The sequence below is a fragment of the Pseudomonas brassicacearum genome, from assembly GCF_918698105.1.
Taxonomy (GTDB): domain Bacteria; phylum Pseudomonadota; class Gammaproteobacteria; order Pseudomonadales; family Pseudomonadaceae; genus Aquipseudomonas; species Aquipseudomonas brassicacearum_F.
Genome location: NZ_CAKKMI010000081.1, coordinates 1 through 19,709, shown reverse-complemented (window position 1 = coordinate 19,709; position 19,709 = coordinate 1). Strand labels below are relative to the sequence as shown.

Annotated in this window: 14 protein-coding genes, 1 pseudogene and 1 riboswitch; of the genes and pseudogenes, 8 read left to right on the top strand and 7 right to left on the bottom strand. The window is 60.4% G+C overall.

All coding sequences use genetic code 11. The features are described from left to right. Nucleotides 1-19 precede the first annotated feature (19 nt). Both LQ215_RS24405 and LQ215_RS24400 read right to left on the bottom strand, forming a co-directional pair. Nucleotides 20-403: an MAPEG family protein gene (locus LQ215_RS24405; protein WP_230152941.1), complete on the bottom strand. Its 384-nt coding sequence runs from the start codon at nt 401-403 to the stop codon at nt 20-22. A gap of 52 nt (nt 404-455) precedes the next feature. After that, on the bottom strand, nt 456-1,289 hold the full coding sequence (locus tag LQ215_RS24400) for an EamA family transporter (RefSeq protein WP_230152940.1): 834 nt from the start codon (nt 1,287-1,289) through the stop codon (nt 456-458). A gap of 302 nt (nt 1,290-1,591) precedes the next feature. On the opposite strand from LQ215_RS24400, the gene LQ215_RS24395 reads away from it, so the two are divergent. Together LQ215_RS24395 and LQ215_RS24390 are read left to right on the top strand one after the other, a co-directional pair. Further along, the gene (locus tag LQ215_RS24395) at nt 1,592-2,749 is read left to right on the top strand and encodes an MFS transporter (RefSeq protein ID WP_230152939.1); all 1,158 of its coding nucleotides are present in this window, start codon (nt 1,592-1,594) and stop codon (nt 2,747-2,749) included. 239 nt (nt 2,750-2,988) lie between these two features. Further along, on the top strand, nt 2,989-4,917 hold the full coding sequence (locus LQ215_RS24390) for a patatin-like phospholipase family protein (RefSeq protein WP_230152938.1): 1,929 nt from the start codon (nt 2,989-2,991) through the stop codon (nt 4,915-4,917). Nucleotides 4,918-4,954: 37 nt separating this feature from the next. Here the strand turns inward: LQ215_RS24390 and LQ215_RS24385 are convergent, their stop codons facing one another. Both LQ215_RS24385 and LQ215_RS24380 read right to left on the bottom strand, forming a co-directional pair. Further along, complete coding sequence (locus LQ215_RS24385; protein WP_230152937.1) at nt 4,955-5,836, bottom strand: formate/nitrite transporter family protein; 882 nt, start codon at nt 5,834-5,836, stop codon at nt 4,955-4,957. A 184-nt stretch (nt 5,837-6,020) separates the two neighbouring features. After that, nucleotides 6,021-6,422 (bottom strand): acyl-CoA thioesterase, encoded by a 402-nt coding sequence (locus LQ215_RS24380; RefSeq protein ID WP_058544205.1) that lies wholly within the window; start codon nt 6,420-6,422, stop codon nt 6,021-6,023. Between the two features lie 192 nt (nt 6,423-6,614). Next, a riboswitch (S-adenosyl-L-homocysteine riboswitch) is annotated at nt 6,615-6,721 on the top strand. 23 nt (nt 6,722-6,744) lie between these two features. Between LQ215_RS24380 and ahcY the strand changes: the two genes are divergently transcribed. The 4 genes and pseudogenes from ahcY to LQ215_RS24360 all read left to right on the top strand — a co-directional run bounded on the left by ahcY (nt 6,745) and on the right by LQ215_RS24360 (nt 12,294). Beyond that, entirely contained in the window at nt 6,745-8,154 is a 1,410-nt protein-coding gene (ahcY, locus tag LQ215_RS24375; protein ID WP_230152936.1) for an adenosylhomocysteinase, read from the top strand. A gap of 179 nt (nt 8,155-8,333) precedes the next feature. Next, entirely contained in the window at nt 8,334-9,179 is an 846-nt protein-coding gene (gene metF, locus LQ215_RS24370; protein WP_230152935.1) for a methylenetetrahydrofolate reductase [NAD(P)H], read from the top strand. Between the two features lie 199 nt (nt 9,180-9,378). Then, nucleotides 9,379-10,160: pseudogene (locus tag LQ215_RS24365) on the top strand (substrate-binding periplasmic protein). Between the two features lie 262 nt (nt 10,161-10,422). Continuing rightward, complete coding sequence (locus LQ215_RS24360; RefSeq protein WP_230152934.1) at nt 10,423-12,294, top strand: DEAD/DEAH box helicase; 1,872 nt, start codon at nt 10,423-10,425, stop codon at nt 12,292-12,294. A gap of 246 nt (nt 12,295-12,540) precedes the next feature. On the opposite strand, the gene LQ215_RS24355 is transcribed toward LQ215_RS24360, so the two are convergent. From LQ215_RS24355 to LQ215_RS24345, 3 genes are all read right to left on the bottom strand, one after another. Further along, nucleotides 12,541-13,137 carry a YceI family protein gene (locus LQ215_RS24355; protein WP_230152933.1) on the bottom strand — a complete coding sequence of 199 codons (597 nt, stop codon included), beginning with the start codon at nt 13,135-13,137 and terminating at the stop codon, nt 12,541-12,543. A gap of 32 nt (nt 13,138-13,169) precedes the next feature. Further along, the gene (locus LQ215_RS24350; RefSeq protein ID WP_230152932.1) at nt 13,170-13,721 is read right to left on the bottom strand and encodes a cytochrome b; all 552 of its coding nucleotides are present in this window, start codon (nt 13,719-13,721) and stop codon (nt 13,170-13,172) included. A gap of 1,638 nt (nt 13,722-15,359) precedes the next feature. Beyond that, nucleotides 15,360-17,117 (bottom strand): flavin monoamine oxidase family protein, encoded by a 1,758-nt coding sequence (locus LQ215_RS24345; RefSeq protein WP_230152931.1) that lies wholly within the window; start codon nt 17,115-17,117, stop codon nt 15,360-15,362. A 247-nt stretch (nt 17,118-17,364) separates the two neighbouring features. On the opposite strand from LQ215_RS24345, the gene LQ215_RS24340 reads away from it, so the two are divergent. Together LQ215_RS24340 and LQ215_RS24335 are read left to right on the top strand one after the other, a co-directional pair. After that, on the top strand, nt 17,365-18,771 hold the full coding sequence (locus LQ215_RS24340; RefSeq protein WP_230152930.1) for an adenosylmethionine--8-amino-7-oxononanoate transaminase: 1,407 nt from the start codon (nt 17,365-17,367) through the stop codon (nt 18,769-18,771). Between the two features lie 130 nt (nt 18,772-18,901). Continuing rightward, nucleotides 18,902-19,621 (top strand): 16S rRNA (uracil(1498)-N(3))-methyltransferase, encoded by a 720-nt coding sequence (locus LQ215_RS24335; protein ID WP_230152929.1) that lies wholly within the window; start codon nt 18,902-18,904, stop codon nt 19,619-19,621. Nucleotides 19,622-19,709 lie beyond the last annotated feature (88 nt).

Sequence of the window (19,709 nt, the reverse complement as noted above, 5' to 3'; positions counted from 1 at the left end):
CAAAAATCCGAAACCAGGCTCAGACCGAAACAAAGAAGAAACTCAAGACCAACCCCGCCCCCACGAACCACATCAGCGAACGTAGAGTCGCCCAGTCAGCCAGGTAGCAAATGATGTAGAGCAGGCGACTGGTGATGAACAGCACCGCCAGCACATTGATGGTCACCAGCTCGGCATTGCCGGCCAGGTGCGCGACGATCACGGCGGCGGCAAAAAACGGGCTGATTTCAAAGCTGTTCAGTTGCGCAGCGTATGCCCGCCGAGGCGCACCTTCGAGTGAGTCCAGAAAGTCCCGAGGATCGTGGTTATCTGCCAGCCTGTATCGTCCACCAATCTTGGCAATGGCGACGCACAGGTAAGGCAGGAGAAAGGCAATCAAGATACACCACAGGGCAACCGTCATTGACGCAGTTCCTTCTTTGAGTTTTATAGAAAATCGCGAGTTCGGGTGTCGGTCAGAACTTCATCACCAGCATGCCAACCAATACCAGCCCGCAGGCTAAGAGCCGCGGCAAGCCGAAAGGTTCTTTCAAGTAACGCATGCCGAACAGCACCACGAGGATCACGCTGATCTCCCGCAGCGCCGCCGCTTCGGCGATCGAGCCCAGTTGCATGGCCCACAGCACCAGAGCGTAGCTGAACAATACGCAGAATCCGACTGCCAATCCCAACCGCCACTGCTCACGCCAGAACCGCATGAAGGCCGGCCGCTTGCTCACCAGCGCCAGCAACGGGAATGGCCAGGCACTGAGCAGCGTGACCCAGACCAGGTAATCCAGCGGATGGGACCAACGCCGCAGAGCGTGGCCGTCGATAAAGGTGTAGCACCCGATGCACAGACCGATCAGTGCCACCACCGGCAGCATCGACCAGGGCAGCCGCTCGCCGCCACCGCCCTGCCACAACAGGCAAAGCATGCCGAACGGGATCAGCAAAATGCCGATGACCTGCTGGGTCGTCAGGGCTTCACCGGCGAACATAAATGTCAGGGCCAGCACCACCAGCGGCGACAGGCCGCGCATCAGCGGATAGACCAGCCCCAGATCACCGACCCGATATGCCTGGATCAGCAAATAGCGATAGAGCAGCTCGAACGCCGCCGACGCCAGGATCCACGGCCAGATCGCCATCGGCGGCAACGCCACGAAACCCAGTGCCAACGCCACGAACAGCAAGGCGACGCTGTCCATGCAGGCCACCACCAGCAAACGCTCGCCGCTGAACTTGATCAGCGTATTCCATGCCGCATGCAACAACGCCGCTACCAACACCAAGACCGTTGCAAGCACGGCACACTCCTTGTCTTGTCCCCGCCCCCGTAGGAGCTGCCAAAGGCTGCGATCTTTTGATCTTTCACTCCAGACTCAATTGTCGGTGGAAAGATCGCAGCCTCGTTGCACTCCTCAGCTCCTACGCTCAGCAAGGCTCATGAATGGATTCGCTATCGTTTATACTGCAAGCCGACCACGCCGCACTCAGTTGCGCATACACCTATTCCAATAATCTCGCTGTTGCCCCGCTCACTCGAATGGGGACGCCGGCATGCGTATGCCTGATCAGAGCGTCAAGACTACAGACAGAGACCTTGCGCATGCCACTCGCCTTGCTTGCTTTGGCCGTCGCCGCTTTCGGCATTGGCACGACTGAATTCGTCATCATGGGCCTGTTGCCCGATGTCGCCCGGGACCTGGCCGTGAGCATCCCCCAGGCCGGACTACTGATCACCGGCTACGCCCTGGGCGTGGTGTTCGGCGCGCCGATCCTGGCGATCGGCACCGCCAATATGCCGCGCAAGGCCACGCTGCTGGGCATGACCCTGATGTTCATCCTCGGTAATATGCTCTGCGCCCTGGCGCCGAACTACGCCACGCTGATGGCCGCCCGGGTCATTACTGCGCTGTGCCACGGAGCGTTCTTTGGCATCGGTTCGGTGGTGGCGGCCGGGCTGGTGGCACCGAACAAACGGGCCCAGGCGATTGCCATGATGTTCACCGGCCTGACCCTGGCGAACGTGCTGGGCGTACCGTTGGGCACGGCGTTGGGGCAATACGCCGGTTGGCGTTCGACGTTCTGGGCGGTATCGGTGATCGGCGTGATCGCCGCCATCGCCCAATGGGCCTGGCTGCCAAAGGAAATCCCCATGGACAAAGCCAACCTGGCCAGCGAGTTCAAGGTGCTGGGCAAGGTCAACGTGTTGCTCGCCCTGGGCATGAGCGTACTGGCCTCCACCAGTTTGTTCAGCGTGTTCACCTACATCGCGCCGATCCTGCAGGACATCACCGGCGTCAGCCCCCACGGCATCACCGTCATGCTGCTGTTGTTCGGTGTCGGCCTGACAGCGGGCAGTTTCCTCGGCGGGCGCCTGGCGGACCGGCGCCTGTTGCCGTCGCTGGTGGGCATGGCCCTGGCCGTGGTGCTGGTGTTGGCGGCGTTCAGCCAGACCAGCCAATCGGTGATTCCGGCGGCGATCACCCTGGTGCTGTGGGGAATTTTCGCCTTCGCCCTGTGCCCGATCCTGCAACTGCTGATCATCGACCAGGCCTTTGAGGCGCCGAACCTCGGCTCGACCCTGAACCAGAGTGCCTTCAACCTCGGCAACGCGGCCGGGGCGTGGATCGGCGGGTTGGTCGTTGCCAGTGGTGCCGACCTGGCGGACTTGCCGTGGACCGGAGCATTCGTCAGCGGCCTCACGGTATTGACCGCCCTGTTCTTTATCCATCGACAACGACGTTCGGCCGTCGCTGTTTGATGGCCTGAGAAATCGGCCCTGCCTATGAGTGAATGGGCGACGCCTTCAGTAAGAATTTTTCTCCATCCGCGCAGGCTGTTTTACCTGCCGTCCAGAAGCCTTGTTCCAGGGCACTTTCATTGAAATCCGCCGAGTGCTGCTTGCAGCCGGCGGATGTTTGACCAATTGAGTCATGACGCAATAAGCCCTCGGATTTTGCTTAGAGTTCGGTCCTCCACGGCTACAACGAACGAACCAGAATGCCAATCCCAATCTCGCGACAAACCCTTCCCCATCGCTCTTTCGAGAACACTTTCGAGAACACCGGACAGATCACACAACAAGCGAACATCGAACGTCCCAACCCGTTGGTATGCGGTGCGACAGACCGCTCGATATCCCTCGTTCGATATGGCGACGGGAGTGTCAAAGCCACGATGAATCGTCCCCCTATTACCGACCTGATCCTGAGCGGCGGTGGCGCCAAGGGGGTGGCTTATTCCGGGTTCGTCGATACGCTCGAAACCGCCGGAGTCATGGACCTTATCCAGACGATTTCTGGTTCCTCCGCAGGCGCCATATCGGCCGCCTTACTCGCCAGTGGCATGAATCACGCCGGCTTCGACAGGATCTCTGACGACATTTCCCTCATTACCTTGCTCAACAGCCCCCATTCCGACGTTTCAAAAAAGCAGGACGAATGGTCGAAGTTGGGCGAGAAACTGAAAAAACTTCCGCTGGCGCAATTGCTGTGTGATCTGTTGCCACGCCTGGGCTCCAAGGGGGTACCGCTGGAGAAGCTGATTCGGGAGGAGTCCTGCGCAGCGCTTTTGCAGCGTTGCAAGGAACACCCGAAGCCTCTTAGCGAAGCAGCGCGACACGCCGTGGCCAATGTGGAAAGGAACCAATACGTCACCTTTGCCGACCTGGCGGCCCTGAGCAAGGAAATCCCGCAGATCAAGACAGTGGAAATCACCGGCACCGCCATGTTCGAGGACGGCGCGCAATTGGTGGTCTTCAGTGCAGGCCTGACCCCGGATTTGGACATTGCCGTGGCAGCCCATATCTCCGCGTCGCTGCCGGTGGTGTTCAGCAAGCCGACCCTGCAAGGGCAGCCATTTCAACTGACGGATACAACCACGGCATTTGCCGATGGCGGCATCCTCAACAACACACCGATACCGGCTCTCTACAACCCGATTACCCCCATGAGTCCGATCCCGGACGGGGAGCCCTTGATCCTGGTATTCGAGACCAAAGAATCGGATAAACATATCCAGCGAGGTACGGGAATATCGGCGCTGACCGATAAATTCCTCAAGGCGCCCCATACGGCCCTTTCTGCGCTGAATGCCGAAGAAATGAAGCGTTTTGCCGACCAAACCGTCATCGTGCCGCTGAACACCAATAAGGGCGATTACCGTGGCCTATTGAAAGGAACGGTCAACTTCAGCATGCCCAAGGAGACCAAGAATCATCTCCAGGGAGAGCTGGGCACGACTGTCAAAACCTATCTGGACAAGCGTAACGCCACACAGCAAACCTTCCGGTTTGCCTCAATCGAGGCCGCCCTGTTGGCGTTGGACGACAAAGCATTGGAGCAGCTAAGCGCAAAACTGGAGAACGACGAAACCTGTACTGAGGTGATCGCCTTCAGGCGACAGGCACAACAGGCTCTGACGCAATTGAAACAAGCGATTCAGGAGGCCAACGACACGTCCACCAGGCTTGAACCGACCCGGCAAATCCACATGGCCATTTGGGCCCTCGACCAACTGGCGGATCAGTCCGGCAAGCTGGAATGGCTGGCAAAACGCCTCAATCACGGCAATGACCCGGATTTCATGCAGTTCCTGCAGGCCGCCGCCGAGTGGGACAAAGGCGCGCCCAGCGCAATTTCCGAGGTAACGCGTCACGCCGTCGAGGAAATGAACCAGCGGGACATCGCCACGCGCGTCGATAACGTCGCGCGATACGTGCTGTACCCCGAGCTCTATCGTGGCGGCCAGCCCGACTCGAACATCAAGCTGATCAAAGGCGCCATCCGGGAACTGAAGGAGGCGCGCAGCCAAGAAGCGTTCAACGACGCACTCGAGCCTGTCATCGCGAACTATAGATCGCGCTATACGGGGATGCTTGATCCAAACTCAATAACCCGCAAGACACTGCGCAACATGCAGTTCAAATAAGCGCCTCTCAAGCCGGGAGCCTGGGCCAGGTTCCCGACTACTCCGAGTCGATGCGTTGCCCTGTCGTATCTGAATGTTTACCTTCGGGCTGGCCTACTTCGCTGCGGATCTGCGCATGGCTGATCAAGGCGAAGATAAAGCTCCCGCCAACGATATTCCCCGCCAACGTCGGCCCGGCGAACACCATCCAGAAATCCTCCCACGACAACTGGCCAGCGAACACCAGGTATGAGACTTCGGCCGAGCCGACGACGATGTGGGTGAAATCCCCGAGCGCCATGAGGTAGGTGATCAGGATGATGATCCACATCTTGGCGCTTTCCATGGACGGGATCATCCAGACCATGGTGGCGATCATCCAGCCGGAAATGATGCCCTTGGCGAACATCTGGCCAGTGTCGTTCTCCATGACCTTGCGGCCGATCTCCAGGAAAGCCTGGTCGGTGCGCTGATCGAAGATCGGCAAGTGCAACATCACGTAGGCCACCAGCAAGGTGCCACACAGGTTACCCACCAGCACCACGCCCCATAGCCGCAACAGCCGGCCGAAATTGCCCAGCGTGGGCTTGCTCATGATCGGCAACACGGCGGTCAGGGTGTTTTCAGTGAACAGTTGCTGGCGGGCCAGGATCACCGCGAGAAAACCGGCGCAGTAGCCGAAACTGGCTATCACCTTGAAGGCCTCGCCCTCTGGCAACCGGGCATTGAGCAACCCCATCGCCATCAGCGACAGGCCCATGGTCAACCCCGCCGCCAGGGCCGACCACCAGAGCGCGGCGATGCTGCGCTCCAGCTCCAGATTGCCCTGGGTGCGGATGATTTCATGCAACACGGCCGCCCGCGGCGGCTGGTTGCGGTCGACTTCATGCTGCTCCTGAGCCGAGAGATCAGGGGTCTTGCCTTCTTTATGGGTGTCCATACAGCTCCTGAACCGGTGGCGTGATGTACCTACGACACGCGGCGCCCGGCGCTGTTCAGTGCGGCCTTAAATCGCCATAGCGAGCAGGCTCGCTCCCACCGTTGATCTTCAGCAGCCGCACATTTTGCGCTCAACAGAAACCCGTGTGGGAGCGAGCCTGCTCGCGATAGGGGTACCGCCGATCTCACACGACGACATCATCCTTGAACTGATCCTTGACGTAGGTGATCTCGGTCCGCCCGTGAGGCGCGGGCAGGCCGTCTTCGCCGAGGTTGACGAAGACCATTTTCTCCACGGTCAGGATGCTCTTGCGGGTGATTTTATTGCGCACCTCGCAGGTCAGGGTGATGGAAGTACGGCCAAACTCGGTGGCGGTGATGCCCAGCTCGATGATGTCACCCTGGCGCGAGGCGCTGACAAAGTTAATTTCCGAGATGTACTTGGTGACCACCCGCTGGTTGCCGAGCTGGACGATGGCGTAGATCGCCGCCTCCTCGTCGATCCAGCGCAACAGGCTGCCGCCGAACAGCGTGCCGTTGGGGTTGAGGTCTTCGGGCTTGACCCATTTGCGGGTGTGGAAATTCATGATCACTCCTGAGTGTCTGGCCGTTGGATTGCTGCATCATGGCAGACCGCAGGGCCAGGCTCTACGTCGCGGGCCCTATGACGGTCATCGGCAATTTCGATTTGCCGACAGAAACCCTTTTGGAAGATCCGATTAGCCCGTTATAATCGCCACCGCTTTACCTCGGTCCACCCTTTGGGCCGTTCCCGCCACCTGTCCGAGGGGCGCTGCAGCAGGCTCGACCTGTCAGGCTCGGATGGGGCGTTGTTTGTACGGGGCTCCCCGCACGGACACTAAACGCACAACGGCGCCCATTCGCATACATTACGAATGGAGGCTCTTCATGAGCGCTGTTATCACGCCTGCCGATTTTACCGACTACAAAGTCGCCGACATGTCCCTGGCTGCCTGGGGCCGTCGCGAAATCATCATCGCCGAATCCGAAATGCCAGCCCTGATGGGCCTGCGCCGCAAATATGCCGGCGAGCAACCGCTCAAGGGCGCGAAGATCCTCGGCTGCATCCACATGACCATCCAGACCGCCGTGCTGATCGAAACCCTGGTTGCCCTGGGTGCCGAAGTGCGCTGGTCGTCCTGCAACATCTTCTCGACCCAGGACCAGGCCGCTGCCGCCATCGCCGCCGCCGGTATCCCGGTATTCGCCTGGAAAGGCGAGACCGAGCAAGAGTACGAGTGGTGCCTGGAGCAGACCATCCTCAAGGATGGCCAGCCGTGGGACACCAACATGATCCTCGACGACGGCGGCGACCTGACCGAGCTGCTGCACAAGAAATACGCAACCGTGCTGGACAAGGTCCACGGCGTGACCGAAGAAACCACCACTGGCGTGCACCGCCTGCTGGACATGCTGGCCAAGGGCGAGCTGAAGATCCCGGCCATCAACGTCAACGACTCTGTGACCAAGAGCAAGAACGACAACAAGTACGGCTGCCGTCACAGCCTCAACGACGCCATCAAGCGCGGCACCGACCACCTGTTGTCGGGCAAGCAGGCGCTGGTGATCGGCTACGGTGACGTGGGCAAGGGTTCGGCCCAGTCCCTGCGTCAGGAAGGCATGATCGTCAAGGTGTCCGAAGTCGACCCGATCTGCGCCATGCAGGCCTGCATGGACGGTTTCGAGCTGGTTTCGCCGTTCATCGACGGGATCAACGACGGTACCGAAGCCAGCATCGACAAGGCCCTGCTAGGCAAGATCGACCTGATCGTGACCACCACTGGCAACGTCAACGTCTGCGATGCCAACATGCTCAAGGCCCTGAAGAAGCGCGCCGTGGTCTGCAACATCGGTCACTTCGACAATGAAATCGACACCGCTTTCATGCGCAAGAACTGGGCATGGGAAGAAGTGAAGCCGCAGGTCCACAAGGTGCACCGCACCGGCACCGGCAGCTTCGACCCACAGAACGACGACTACCTGATCCTGCTGGCCGAAGGCCGCCTGGTTAACCTGGGCAACGCCACCGGCCACCCAAGCCGCATCATGGATGGCTCGTTCGCCAACCAGGTCCTGGCCCAGATCTTCCTGTTCGGCCAGAAATATGCCGACCTGTCGCCGGCCCAGAAAGCCGAGCGCCTGACCGTGGAAGTACTGCCCAAGAAACTCGACGAAGAAGTGGCCCTGGAAATGGTCCGCGGTTTCGGCGGCGTGGTCACCAAGCTGACCAAGCAACAGGCTGACTACATCGGCGTCACCGTCGAAGGCCCGTTCAAGCCGCACGCTTACCGCTACTAATAGGCGCCCGCCCTTTGGGAACGGGCCTGTGGGAGCAAAGCTTGCTCGCGATGCAGACACCTCGATCCAACTATCGGACCGAGGCGATGCCAATCGCGAGCAGGCTCGCTCCCACATAAACCCGCTCCCACAAGGGATATGCGAGCCTCTCCGGCTTACGAGTTTCCAAGGATATGACCATGTCCCAAGACCGTCGCTACAGCTTCGAGTTCTTCCCGACGAAGACCGATGCTGGGCATGAAAAACTGATCGCCACTGCCCGTCAGTTGGCCAGCTACAACCCCGACTTCTTCTCCTGCACCTATGGCGCTGGCGGTTCGACCCGTGACCGCACCCTGAACACCGTGTTGCAGCTCGAAAGCGAAGTCAAAGTCCCGGCCGCCCCTCACCTGTCTTGCGTGGGCGACAGCAAGGACGACCTGCGCAGCCTGCTGACCCAGTACAAGGCCGCTGGCATCAAGCGCATCGTTGCCCTGCGTGGCGACCTGCCATCGGGCATGGGCATGGCCAGCGGTGAGCTGCGCCACGCCAACGAACTGGTGAGCTTCATTCGTGAAGAAACCGGCGAGCATTTCCACATCGAAGTGGCTGCGTATCCGGAAATGCACCCCCAGGCGCGCAATTTCGAAGACGATCTGCGCAACTTCGTCCGCAAGGCCAATGCTGGCGCCAATAGTGCGATCACCCAGTACTTCTTCAACGCCGACAGTTACTTCTACTTCGTCGAGCGCATACGCAAGCTGGGCGTCGACATTCCTGTGGTGCCGGGAATCATGCCGATCACCAACTACAGCAAGCTGGCGCGCTTCTCCGACGCATGCGGTGCAGAAATCCCACGCTGGGTTCGCAAGCAGTTGGAAGCCTATGGCGACGACTCCTCCAGCATCCAGAGCTTTGGCGAGGAAGTCATCACGCAAATGTGTGAGCGCTTGCTTCAAGGTGGTGCTCCGGGGCTGCATTTCTATACCCTTAACCAGGCCGAGCCCAGCCTCGCGGTATGGAATAACCTCAAGCTGCCGCGCTGAATGCTGCTGCGGTTTGGACCAAAAACGCCTTGGCCAACGCCAAGGCCTTTTTTATTCAGTTGTCTGGCAACGGCCCGACCTGCAATACGCTTGCACCGGTGAGCGTCGCTGAGCCATCCATGAACACCGCAGGCAGGCCACCAGGGCGCAGGCCAGAGCGCTCTAGCTATTTGATGAGCTCTCGTCGTAACCTCAGGCCATGCCCGTCATTGTCCAGTTGCTGACCGCCCTTCTTCTCTTGTGCCTGAGCATGGTTGCCCAGGCCGAGAAGTTGCGCATTGTTACCGAACCCTGGGCCCCGTATGTCTATGAAGAAAACGGCAAGATGCTGGGCCTGGATTACGAAACCACCGCCATCGTGTTCAAGCGCCTGGGCATCGACGTGGAATGGCAATTCCTGCCGTGGAAGCGTTGCCTGGTGATGCTGGAGCAAGGGTTGGCGGACGGTGCGCTGGATATTTTCCACAGCGATGAGCGTGATGCCATGCTGCTTTACCCCAGCGAACCGCTGTCGGACGTGGAGTTCGTGATGTTCTACGCCAATGCCCGGCCCCATCCGTTTCGCACGCTCGATGACCTGGGCGGCCTGACCGTCGGCACCTCACCCGGTTATCTCTATAGCCAGGCCTTCAGGGAGTCGACCCTGTTCACCCGGGAAACGGCACCCACCCACGAAGCCAATTTCGGCAAGTTGCAGCTGGGACGCATCGACCTGCTCATCACCGACCGCAGGGTGGGCCGACATGTGCTCGAACAAATGCAGTTGGGCGACCAGATCACCGAAAACCCGATGGTCGTGAGCCGTCAAAGCCAATACCTGGCGGTGCGGCGCAACGCCGGGATGGATTTGCTGGTGCAACGTTTCAGTGCCGAACTCAAGCGTTTCAAGCGCGAACCGGCCTATGCCGAACTGAGCGCCCGCTACGGCGCCGGACCGATGGCCGAGGCCACCTCGCCCGGCCAGGGTCAACGTTGAAATAAACCGTTGAGCAGCAGGAAAGCGGCGCACGGCGTTTGCTCTGTTATACTCCGGCCTTCCCGCCAGGCTCACGCCCGGACGCCCGGCCTTGCAAAAGGCATCCCGACACCGCTACAGCGCCGCCTACGGCCCGCGCGAGCCTTGTCCGGAAGCGCCTTCAAGGCCCGGCAGGACCGGACGGGATGACGTCTTTTTTATTGAACGTCATTCGCGCCAGGCAAGACTATCCCATTGGGCCAGGCCCTCACTAAAACAGGATTACTCATGTCCTTTGCTTCCCTCGGTCTCTCCGAGGCTTTAGTCGGCGCCATCGAAGCCGCCGGCTATACCCAGCCTACCCCGGTGCAACAGCGGGCCATTCCCGCCGTGTTGCAAGGTCGCGACCTGATGGTCGCGGCGCAGACAGGTACTGGTAAAACCGGCGGTTTCGCCCTTCCGATCCTGGAACGGTTGTTCCCCAACGGTCACCCAGACAAATCCCAGCGTCATGGCCCGCGCCAACCGCGCGTACTGGTCCTGACCCCAACCCGCGAACTGGCGGCCCAGGTACACGAGAGCTTCAAGGTCTACGCTCGCGACCTGAAGTTCGTCAGCGCCTGCATTTTTGGCGGCGTGGGCATGAACCCTCAAGTCCAGGCCATGTCCCGTGGCGTCGATGTACTGGTGGCCTGCCCCGGTCGCCTGCTTGACCTGGCCGGCCAGGGCAGCGTCGATTTGTCCCACGTGGAAATCCTCGTGCTGGACGAAGCCGACCGCATGCTCGACATGGGCTTTGTCCATGACGTGAAGAAAGTCCTCGCCCGCCTGCCCGCCAAGCGTCAGAACCTGCTGTTTTCGGCGACGTTCTCCAAGGACATCACCGACCTGGCCGGCAAGCTGCTGCACAACCCGGAACGCATCGAAGTCACGCCGCCGAACACCACGGTCGAGCGCATCGAGCAACGCGTTTTCCGCCTGCCGGCCAGCCACAAGCGTGCCCTGCTGGCGCACCTGATTACTGCCGGTGCCTGGGAACAGGTCCTGGTGTTCACCCGCACCAAGCACGGCGCCAACCGCCTGGCCGAGTACCTGGACAAGCACGGCCTGCCGGCTGTGGCGATCCACGGTAACAAGAGCCAGAACGCTCGCACCAAGGCCCTCGCCGACTTCAAGGCCGGCGAAGTGCGCATCCTGGTGGCTACCGACATCGCGGCCCGCGGCCTGGACATCGACCAGTTGCCTCACGTGGTCAACTTCGAGCTGCCAAACGTCGATGAAGACTACGTGCACCGTATCGGCCGTACCGGCCGGGCCGGTCGTTCGGGCGAAGCGATCTCGCTGGTCGCACCCGACGAAGAAAAGCTGCTCAAAAGCATTGAGCGCATGACCAAGCAGAAAATTGCCGACGGCGACCTGATGGGCTTCGACGCCAGCACCATCGAGGCCGAGAAGCCTGAAGTACGCGAACGTCCGGACGTGCGCAATCCGCGCAATGCCCGTGGCCCGCGCGGTGACGGTCCGAATGGCGGCGGTGGCGGCGGCGGCCGCAAAGACAAGGGCAAGGACAAGGGCAAGGAAAAATCGGCCAGCAACAGCAATGGCCGCGGCGAACGCCCAGCCCGCGAGCAGAAGCCCCGCGAAGGCACGCCAGCCCGTGAACAGCAGCGCCCAGCCCCGCGCGCCGCAGCCGATCGTGCCCCGGACGAGTTCCTGGACGACGATATCGATAATTTCGGCAACCGCGTCGATTACGTGCCACAGCAGAAACCGGCCCAGGGTCGTGGTCGCCGTCCGGGCGCCCCGGCACAGGGCGCCGGTGCAGGCGCTCCGCGCACTGGCCAGCCTCAGGGTCGCCAGAACGGTCCGCGCAACAGCAACGGCTCGTCCACCGGCACGCCACCGGCCAAGCGCAGCGGCCCACGCAACGGCGCCCCGCGTGACGGCCAGGCCCGTCGCGACGACACCCGCCCGCGTCGCCCGGCCCGTGACGACCAGCCTCCTCGCCAGGAACCCGCCGTGCAGAACCCGCGCAGCAACCAGCCGAAGATCATGCACAAGGAATCGAAAGCCGATCGCTTCCCGACGCCTGAACAGCTGGATCAACTGCCAAGCCGTCCACGGGGCGAAAAACCAGCGCTGCTGACGCGCAATCGCTGAGTTTTTCCAAGCCGTACAAAATGCCCCGGGTCTCGCGACCCGGGGCATTTTTTTGGTCCAACACAATTCCAAATGTGGGAGCGAGCTTGCTCGCGATAGCGATATATCAGTCAACATCGAAGTCGGCTGGTATGACGCCATCGCGAGCAAGCTCGCTCCCACAGGGTTCTCCGTGTTGCCCGAATCCGGGCAATAAAAAACGCCCCTGATCGCAAGACCAGGGGCGTTTTTTGTCAGGCGCGAAGGTTACTTCGCTTTGACACCTTCAAACGAGACGTACAGTTCGACCGCATCGGAGGTTGGACCCAGGTCTTTCTGCTTGCCGAAGTCCGAACGCTTGATGCTGGTGGTGCCTTCGAAGCCAGCACGGTAGCCGCCCCATGGATCCTTGCCTTCACCCAGGAAGGTGGCCTTGACCACGACCGGCTTGGTCACGCCCAGCAGGGTCAGGTCACCGGCCACATCGGCGGTGTCCTTGCCATCAGCGTTCTTGCCAGTGGGCTTGACGCTGGTGGAAACGAAGGTGGCCTTGCCGAATTTGCTGGCGTTCAGGAAGTCAGCGCTGGCGATGTGCTTGTCGCGCTCGGCGTGATTGGTGAACACACTGGCGGTATTCACGTTGAACTCGATCTTGCTGGCCTCAGGCTTGGCGGCGTCAAAGCTGAACTTGCCGTCGATGTCCTTGAAGGTACCGGTAATGTAGCTATAGCCCAGGTGGCTGATCTTGAAGTCGACGAAGGCGTGCTGGCCTTCCTTGTCGACTACGTAGTCGGCAGCCATGGCCTGACCGGCCGACAGCAGGGCAGAACCGATTGCCAGAGCGGCGAGCGTCTTTTTCAACATGCTTTCTATTCCTTTGGAGTCGAGGTTGAACATCAGGCTTGGCGCCCCAGCATTCGCTTGAGGGTCGCGTCACGGTCGATAAAGTGGTGTTTCAATGCTGCTAACGCATGAAGGCCGGAAAAAATAACCAGCGCCCATGCCAGGTAAAAGTGAATCTCACCGGCGACGTCTGCCTGATCGGGCAGTCCGGACACCAGCGCGGGTACTTCAAACAGGCCAAACACCGGGATCCCGACACCGTCTGCGGTGGAAATCAGGTAACCGGCAATCATCACGGCGAACAACCCGAGATACAGGGCGCTATGACCGAGCTTGGCGCTGGCGCGGGTCAGGCGGCCATAGGTTGGCAGGGTCGGCGGCGGCGGGCTGACAACGCGCCAGATCACCCGCAGCAACATGACCGCCAGCAGCACCAGGCCAATGCTCTTGTGCAGGTCCGGTGCGTCTTTGCGCCAGGTGCTGTAGTAATCCAGGCCAACCATCCACAGGCCCAGGGCAAACAGCCCATACACGGCCAGCGCAACGCCCCAGTGCACAGCGATACTGACCCAGCCATAGCGAGAAGAAGAGTTGCGTAGCTGCATTGCTCATTTCCTGTAAAAACTGCGACCAAGACTAGCGAGTTATCTATCGATTTAAAGCGGAAAATTTCGCTTTGAAATATCGAGAAATACGATCATCAGTCTGGAGGGGGTGGGTTAAGGAAAGATTAAAGGGCAAACGGTGGCAAACGGTGGGTGATGGCGAGGGGTGCAAGCAGCTGTTGGGTGCCTGTACGGACCCCATCGCGAGCAGGCTCGCTCCCATAGGGGACCGCGCTGGGAGCCATTACCGCCGCTCAGTATTTTTTCCATGCAATACATATGTATCGCTATGTCCGCTTTTACCCTTGATTAAATGAGCGCTCAAGAACTCATTGAACAAGGTGAACAAAATGGCTCTTCGTTATACCCCTTTTCAAAGCTAGCGGCTCGCCGCAACTACCGCCTAATCAAACGATGTCCCCGGGGCAATACCTGAAATCCAGCAATGGGCGGTTCCGATTGATCTTACAGGCCGATGGAAACTTGGTAATAAAGGACCGCGAGGCAATTATCTGGACCGCTGGTGATAAACAACCTTACAGCATCACATTGTATCCAAGGAGAATGCGTGAGCCTCTGCAATTCGTCGTCAGCAACAGCGGCTTTCTTTATGATCCGTCCAGACGGCGATTGTGGATCGCCGAAAGCACCCACAGTACTGACAAGTCACTTTGGTATAACACTTGTATGACCATGCAAGACGATGGAAACTTGGTCATTTTTGACATGCGAACAGGAAACCTCCGCTGGGCCCGCTTTGGTTTCGTTCCGGGACGTATGTCGAAGCCAAAGCGGGTCAGGATCCTGTTTGAGGACGTGCCAATTCATACGTGGTCATTTTCGTTACCCCCCTCTAAAAATCTTACTAGGTAATGTTACTTAAATGGGGCATTCGGACCTGTAAGGATCCATATCGCATCTGTACGCCAATTGAGGGTCGTATTTTTTAAATGTCATACGACCGTCAGTACAGCCGCTACTGGCGTAGCATTATCAAGAATATCAACGCCGCTAGCGGCTTCATGTTCGCTCCAGTTTACGAGCCTGAAACTTTGAATTATTAATTTACCGAGCACTCAGGCTTATATGGATCGATGGAGCATTTGTGTGCTAACTGCGGATCCCTTTTTGGAATCATCGGAATCGTCAAAGGATCCCGACATTCACCATACACACATCCATATATCGAAACCAATACAACCACTGCCATTAGTATTTTCATACGCGCTCCTGTTTTTCGAGGAGCCTAGACTTATGGCTTGGTAAGCGCTATAGCCTGCTTCTGGTTAAAGGGTGGAAAGTTTCCTACATATCACCAAGGCGTGTAGGACGTAGCGCTTATCAAGTGACGCCGGGCTTTAAGGGGCGGCACCGGTACGCTTGATGCTGGTTAAAAAAGCGACCCTTGAGCCCAATGCGATTCACTTAAGAAAAATGATGGACCTGTGGCCAGAGATTGCTCCCTCTCGGCTGCGAAGCAGTCGTAAACCGCCGGGGGCGGTGTGTCTGATGCTCCGCATTTGCAGGTTTTGGGGCCGCTTCGCGGCCCAGCGGGAGCAAGCTCCCTCGCCACGGGTTTGTCGATTGCCATAAGTGAACAGCATTGGGTCCTTGAGCCGCGTTCTTTCCACCTGACCGTTACTGAGCCTTCGTCTCAGTAGTCGCCGCCGGCTTGGCGGCGGGCTTCTTCACCGGTTCAGCCTTTTTCACCGGAGCCTTGGCCGGCGCTTTTTTAGCAGGGGCCTTGGCCGCTGGTTTTTTTGCCGCGGGTTTGGTCGCTGCTTTCTTGGCTGGCTCAACCTTCGCCGGCGCTGGCGCAGGTGGTTCCACCGGTGCCGGCGCTGGAGCGGGTGCAGGCGCTGGAGCAGGCGCTACCGGCTCTGGCGCCTTGACCGGCTCCGGCTTTTTCTCGTCATCCGAGCCACCAAACAGATTGGTGAAGAAATTGCCCTTCTTCGCCGCGACCGCACCCGCCGCGGCTGCCGCTGCAACTGGCGCGACCTTGGCCGGTTCGAACGACTTGCCCGCCGCCAGGTCTTCAACCTGGCTGGCGGCCCGTTGACCGCTACGCAACGCGCCTTCCAGGGTACCCGGATACAGGGTGTCAGTGTGTTCACCGGCAAAGGCTACGCGCTGCAATGGTTTTTCCCACAGGCGCCAGTACTTGCTGATCTGGCCCGGGCCAAAGGCCAGGTAGGCACCGCCCATGGACGGGTCGGTGCTGTAGCGGCGGATTTCATAGCCGGTGAACGCGCCACGGGCCTGTGGATAAAACGCGTGCAGGCGGATCAGCACCTGATCGACCATCTGTTTGTCGCCGAAGGCCTGCATCACCCGAGCGTTATCGCCGGACAGGTTGATGACCACGTTGGCACCGCCCTTCATGGCCGGCTCGATCCACATCATGCCCAGGCCGGCATTGCTGTAGATCTCGCCCGACATGCGCGCCTTGCTGTCCCAGACCGGGGTCTTGAACTTGAGCATGATCTGGTCGCGCCAGCCGTAGTTGGTGCCCTTGATCGCGCCTTGGTGCTGGGCGTCCAGGGCCGGGGTCAACTGGATCTTGTTCAGCGCCCGCAGCGGCACCGCCAGCACCACGTAGTCAGCCTGATAGCCAACGGCGCCAACCTTGACGGTCACCCCGTCCTTGTCCTGGGAGATGGCCGACACCGGCGAGTTGGTCTTGATGGTTTTCAGTTGCTTGACGAATGCCTGGGCCAGGGTCGGACTGCCACCCAGCAGGCGCGAAGCCCGCAGGTCGCGGTCGGAGACGCCGCGATAGACGCGGTTCTGCTGGGCGAAATACAGCAGCGACAGGCGCGAGGGTTCGTCATAACGAGTGCGGATTTCCTGGTTCACCAACTGCCGCGCCGTGGCCGGCAGTTGCAGGCGGTCGAGCCAGTTGGACACAGTGATCTGGTCCAGCGCGTGCAGCGTGCTGGTCGCCGCCGGGTTCTGCGGGTCTTCGATGGAGCGCGCCAGGTCGTCCAGGGTGGTTTCGTAGCGCTTGAGGGCTTCGGCGGTGGCCGGCTGCTTGGTCGCCAGGTCGGCGGCGGTGAAGTAGGTGCCGTCGATCAGATAGCTGGGGGTACGTACGAATTCCGGGGCCGGCGTGGTGCTCAGCTTGAAGGTGGAGACGTACTTGTTCAGCACCGGCTGGGTCTTCTCGTTGCCGATCCACTCGCTGGTGGCCATGCCCGAACGACCGCCCAGGTCTGGCTTGGCTTCCAGCAACGTCACGCCCCAGCCTTTGTTCTGCAACTCATAGGCCGCCGTGAGCCCCGCCAGGCCGCCGCCGATGACGATGGCCGTCGGTTGTTTGTCCTTGGCCAGCGCCGAAACGCTGAACAGCCCTATCATCACCAGCGCACAGGCGCGCAGCCAACCAGCAGACATTCAACGAACTCCGGATTAAAACGTAGGAAATTTCAGCTTTCGAGCCAGAAGGCTCGCGGTTTTTCGAGCCAGTGGGCTCAGGGAACGGCGAAGAATACGACAGCCATCAAAACGCCGCCAGCGACGTCTATCGCCTCGCTCAAAGTAGCGCCAACGACACAATGGGTTGTCCCCAGGGCCGCCATTGCATAGGCTTGCGCGATTGTTTTGCCCGCGCCCGCCGCGAGCCGCCTCGAGGAGACTGTAAATGGGCCTGAATAACCAGTGGATGCAACGCGACCTGGCGGTGCTGTGGCATCCCTGCACCCAGATGAAAGACCACGAACAGCTGCCGTTGATCCCCATCAAGCGCGGTGAAGGCGTGTGGCTGGAAGATTTCGAAGGCAAGCGCTACCTCGATGCCGTCAGCTCCTGGTGGGTCAACGTGTTCGGCCACGCCAACCCGCGCATCAATCAGCGCATCAAGGACCAGGTCGATCAGTTGGAGCACGTGATTCTCGCCGGCTTCAGCCATCAGCCGGTGATCGAGCTGTCCGAGCGCCTGGTGAAGATGACGCCCGAAGGCCTGACCCGGTGCTTCTACGCCGATAATGGCTCGTCCTGCATCGAAGTGGCGATGAAGATGAGCTTCCACTACTGGATCAACCGCGGCCGACCGGACAAGAAGCGCTTCGTCACCCTGAGCAACAGTTACCACGGCGAAACCATCGCGGCGATGTCGGTGGGCGATGTGCCGTTGTTCACTGAAACCTACAAGGCCTTGCTGCTGGACACGATCAAGGTGCCGAGCCCCGACTGCTACCACCGTCCTGAAGGCATGGGCTGGGAAGAACATTCGCGCAATATGTTCGCAGCCATGGAACAGACCCTGGCCGAGCACCACGACACCGTGGCGGCAGTGATCGTCGAACCACTGATCCAGGGCGCTGGCGGCATGCGCATGTACCACCCGGTATACCTGAAGTTGCTGCGCGAGGCGTGCGATCGCTATGGCGTGCACCTGATCCACGACGAAATCGCCGTCGGCTTTGGCCGTACCGGGACGATGTTCGCCTGTGAGCAGGCCGGCATCACCCCGGATTTCCTCTGCCTGTCCAAGGCCCTGACCGGCGGTTACCTGCCGCTGGCCGCGTGCGTGACCACCGACGAGGTCTACAGCGCGTTCTACGACGACTACCCGACCCTGCGCGCCTTCCTGCATTCCCACAGCTACACCGGCAACCCGCTGGCCTGCGCGGCGGCCCTGGCGACGCTGGATATCTTCGAAGAAGACAACGTCATCGAAAACAACCAGGCCCTGGCCCAGCGCATGGCCAGTGCCACCGCGCACCTGGCCGATCACCCGAACGTCGCCGAAGTGCGCCAGACCGGCATGGTGCTAGCCATCGAGATGGTCAAGGACAAGGCCAGCAAAACCGCTTATCCGTGGCAGGAACGGCGCGGCCTGAGTGTGTTCCAGCATGCCTTGGAGCGCGGTGCCTTGCTGCGGCCGCTGGGCAGCGTGGTGTATTTCCTGCCGCCGTATGTCATCACCCCGGAGCAGATCGATTTCCTGGCCGAAGTGGCCAGCGAAGGCATCGACATCGCCACCCGGGACAAGGTCAGCGTGGCGGTGCCGAAGGACTTTCATCCGGGTTATCGCGATCCGGGCTGAGCCTGGACCACCGCCATCGCGGGCAAGGCTTGCTCCCACAGAGAAATGCGAACCCACTGTGGGAGCAAGGCTTGCCCGCGATGAGGCCGCGAGCTTCAACCACGATCATTTTTTCTTGCAGAGACTCCACATGAGACTGTCCCGCTTCTTCATCGACGCGCCCCTGGGCCTCGGCGACCACGAACTGCCTGAAGCCCAGGCCCACTACATCGGCCGGGTGCTGCGCATGGCCGAGGGCGATGCGGTGCAGGTGTTCGATGGCTCGGGCCAGGAGTTTCGCGGCACCCTGGCCGAAGTCGGCAAGAAACGCGTACGGGTGCAATTGGACGAGCAGTTCGCCGGACAGCCTGAATCGCCGCTGCGCATTCACCTCGGCCAGGGCCTGTCCCGGGGCGAACGCATGGATTGGGCGATCCAGAAAGCCACGGAGCTGGGGGTCAGCGAGATCACGCCGATTTTCAGCGAACGCTGCGAAGTGCGCCTCAAGGACGAACGCGCCGACAAGCGCCTGCTGCACTGGCGCCAGGTGGCAATCAGCGCCTGCGAACAGTGCGGGCGCTCGAGCGTGCCGATCATCCACCCGCCCCTGCTGCTGGCTGACTGGTTGAAGCAGGCCGAGGCCGAACTGAGGCTGGTGCTGCATCCGGTGGCCGAGCCGCTGGTCAGCCATGACAAACCGTCGACGCTGGCGTTCCTGATCGGCCCCGAAGGCGGCTTGTCGGACGCCGAAGTCGAACAAGCCAAGACCGCCGGCTACCACGCCGCCCGCCTCGGCCCCCGCGTGCTGCGCACCGAAACCGCGCCAGTGGTGGCGCTGGCAGTGGCGCAGCAGTTGTGGGGGGATTTCTAGAGTCAGATGTACCCCCCCTGTGGGAGCGAGCTTGCTCGCGATGGCGGAGGGTCAGTCAACGTCGATGCTGACTGATCCGGCGCTATCG